This is a genomic window from Sphingomonas bacterium, from assembly GCF_028289855.1.
Taxonomy (GTDB): domain Bacteria; phylum Pseudomonadota; class Alphaproteobacteria; order Sphingomonadales; family Sphingomonadaceae; genus Sphingomonas.
The window spans coordinates 1-3,144 of the sequence record NZ_JAQGKZ010000049.1; the positions used below are offsets into that span (position 1 = coordinate 1).

Below are 3,144 nucleotides of genomic sequence, written 5' to 3' on the forward strand. Positions count from 1 at the left end.
CTACCGTGGCAGTTGACACCCCCCTCGATCGCTTCAAGGCCGTGCTCGGCGGCGCGTCGCGCGCGCTGGCCGACGAGCCCGAGGTCGAGCTCGCCTTCACCGCCGACGCGCCGACGCAGTCGGGCAAGCATATCAAGGTGCCGATGCCCGCGCGGACCTTGCCCGCCGATCAGGTGGCGGAGGCACGCGGGTTCGCCGACGGCTTCGCGCTGCGGCTCAAGCATCACAATGCCGCGTTGCACCTGAAGACCGCACCGTCGGATGCGGTGGCGCGCGCGGTGTTCGACGCCGCCGAGGGTGCGCGGGTCGAGGCACTGGGGTCGCGCGGGTATCGCGGGATCACCGACAATCTTGCCCATGCGCTCGATCAGAAGCTGCGCAGCGACCCGATCACGCGCGCGCGGACGCGCGACGAAGTGCCATTGTCGACCGCGATCGGCCTGCTGGTACGCGAGCGGCTGACCGGGGAGGAAGCGCCCGCCGTCGCGCAGCCTGGCTTGGCGCTGGTGCGCGAGTGGATCGAGGAGAAAGCGGGGGGTGATCTCGACGCGTTGCGGTTGGCGCTCGACGATCAACGCGCGTTCGCCAGCCTCGCGACCAAGTTGCTCGAGGATCTCGAACTGATCGAGGGCGACCAATTGCCCGAGGATTCGGACGATGGCGGCAACGACGACGAGGGCACCGACGAGCAGGACCAGGGCGACGAGGGCGAGGACGAGGGCGAGCAGGGGCAGGGCGAGGTAGAAGCGCGCGGCGAGCAATCCGAGACCGACAGCGACGACGGCGAGGGTGCCGAGACCGGTGACGACGATTTCGAGGAATCGGATGGCGAGGCCGGCGACGAGGGCGAGGAGGGGATGATGCCCGTCCGCCCCAACCGCCCGTTCAACGACCTGTCGCCGCACTTCGACTACAAGCCGTGGACGACGCAATATGACGAGGTGATCGCGGCGACCGAATTGTGCGACGCCGAGGAGCTGACACGGCTGCGGTCGTATCTCGACCAGCAACTCGTCCATTTGCAGGGCGCGGTGACCAAGCTTGCCAACCGGTTGCAGCGCCGACTGATGGCGCAGCAGAACCGCAGCTGGGATTTCGATCAGGAGGAAGGGTTGCTCGACGCCGCGCGGCTCGCGCGCGTGATCGTCAGCCCGGGGTCGTCGCTGAGCTACAAGGTCGAGCGCGAGACCGAGTTCAAGGACACCGTCGTCACCTTGCTGATCGACAATTCGGGGTCGATGCGCGGGCGGCCGATCTCGATCGCGGCGATCAGTGCGGACATTCTTGCGCGCACGCTTGAACGCTGCGGGGTCAAGACCGAGATTCTCGGTTTCACCACGCGCGCGTGGAAGGGCGGGCAGGCGCGCGAAAGCTGGCTCGCGGCGGGGCGCCCACCACAGCCGGGGCGGCTCAACGACGTACGCCACATCGTCTACAAACAGGCCGACGAGCCGTACCGTCGTGCCAAGCCGAGCCTCGGGCTGATGATGCGCGAGGGGCTGCTCAAGGAGAATATCGACGGCGAGGCGCTGCTCTGGGCGCACAGCCGACTGATCGGCCGCTCCGAGGAGCGCAAGATCCTGATGGTCATTTCGGACGGCGCGCCGGTCGACGATTCGACGCTCAGTGTGAACAGCGGAAGTTATCTCGAACGCCATTTGCGTCAGGTAATCGGCTGGATCGAAAGCCGCTCCCCGGTGGAACTGGCAGCGATTGGCATCGGCCACGACGTGACGCGCTATTACGAGCGCGCGGTGACAATTATGGACGCGGATCAACTCGGTGGGACGATCATCGAACAGCTTGCCGCCTTGTTCGACAAGCCATAACCTGCCCCGCATGAACCCGCAGATCGCCCTGCTGCTGACCGTCGCGATCCCGCTGGCGTTGGTGATTGCCTTGTTTGTGACGACGGGCGCCGAAAAGCCGCTGACATTGTGGCAGTTGGCGATCACGCCGACGGTGGCGATCGCGACGATCGGCGTGTGCTTGGTGCTGCAACAGCATCCCCCGTTTGGTGTGCCGGCGGTTGTCGGCATGGCGGCGCCCGGGGCGGTCGGCCTGATGACGGGGACTTTGCGCGCGGGCACCGTCAGGATGCGCGTCGATCCTGTGACGGGCGCGTTATTGACGCAGACGTCGAGCTACGCATTCATCCTGTTCGCCGCGTTGTTCGGTATCCGGTTCGTAGGTGCTTGGACACGCGGTCATGAGGCGACTTCGCTCGCCTTGTTCGACGCGGCATTGCTGTTCGCGCTGGCGATGATCGTTACTCAGCGGCTCGGTATCTTCCGCCGCGCTCGAACGCTGTTGCGGGCCGAAGCGCCGTTGGCATGAAGATCGATCCGCCTGCGGGCGGATTCTCCGGACCCGTCAAGCGATCGATCACGATCGCGGGGCACGAGACGTCGATCACACTCGAACCGATGTTCTGGCGAGTGCTGGAAGCGGCGGCGGTCGATCGCGCTCTCCCGCTCAATGCGCTCGTCGCGGCGATCGACGCGATCCGGATAGAGGCCGCCAATCCGCCCAATCTGGCCAGCGCGCTGCGATCCTGGGCTCTGGCACAGCATTTAGATGAAAATCACTCGCAATAGCGTTGACACTGCGAACGACTCTCAATAGCGCGTCTCCCACAAGGGAGATAAGAATGACTCGCAACAACGCCGCTCGCCGTTTCGCCAAGCCGGCCTTCCTGGCCTTGTCGTGCGTCGGCGCGTTCGCGACGCGTCCGGCGTTCGCCGCGAGCGATCCCGATCCGGTCCCGGCGAACGACGATGATGATCAAAGTCGCGACATCCTCATCACCGGTCAGAAGATCAAGGATCAGCCCGGCCCCAAGGACGTCGCGCCGATCGTCAATACGCCCAAGTCGGTTATCATCCTCGACAAGAGCGTGATCGAGCAGACTGGGTCGAGCTCGTTGCAGGATGCGCTGCGCACCGTGCCGGGGATTACCTTCGGCGCGGCGGAGGGCGGCAACCCGATCGGCGATCGTCCGTTCATCCGCGGCTTCGACAGCCAGGGGTCGATCTATGTCGACGGCGTGCGCAGCCTCGCGTCGCAGAACCGCGAAGTGTTCGCGATCGATTCGGTGCAGATCATCCGCGGGTCGGATTCGACGCTGGGCGGGCGCGGCTCGGC

The 3,144-nt window shown here is 65.8% G+C and carries 4 protein-coding genes; all 4 read left to right on the forward strand.

The features are described 5' to 3' along the window. Window positions 1-5 precede the first annotated feature (5 nt). Window positions 6-1,829, forward strand: coding sequence for a cobaltochelatase subunit CobT (cobT, locus tag JWM94_RS04560; protein ID WP_299422366.1), 1,824 nt, complete (start codon window positions 6-8; stop codon window positions 1,827-1,829). A gap of 10 nt (window positions 1,830-1,839) precedes the next feature. After that, window positions 1,840-2,337, forward strand: a complete 498-nt coding sequence (locus JWM94_RS04565) for a CcdC protein domain-containing protein (RefSeq protein WP_299422359.1) — start codon at window positions 1,840-1,842, stop codon at window positions 2,335-2,337. Continuing rightward, a complete protein-coding gene (locus tag JWM94_RS04570; RefSeq protein WP_299422361.1) occupies window positions 2,334-2,597 on the forward strand; it encodes a ribbon-helix-helix domain-containing protein in 264 nt (87 codons plus the stop codon). The genes JWM94_RS04565 and JWM94_RS04570 overlap by 4 nt, the downstream gene beginning before the upstream one ends. Before the next feature lie 53 nt (window positions 2,598-2,650). After that, window positions 2,651-3,144, forward strand: a 494-nt coding sequence (locus JWM94_RS04575) for a TonB-dependent receptor plug domain-containing protein (protein WP_299422363.1), incomplete at its 3' end; no start/stop codon positions are given.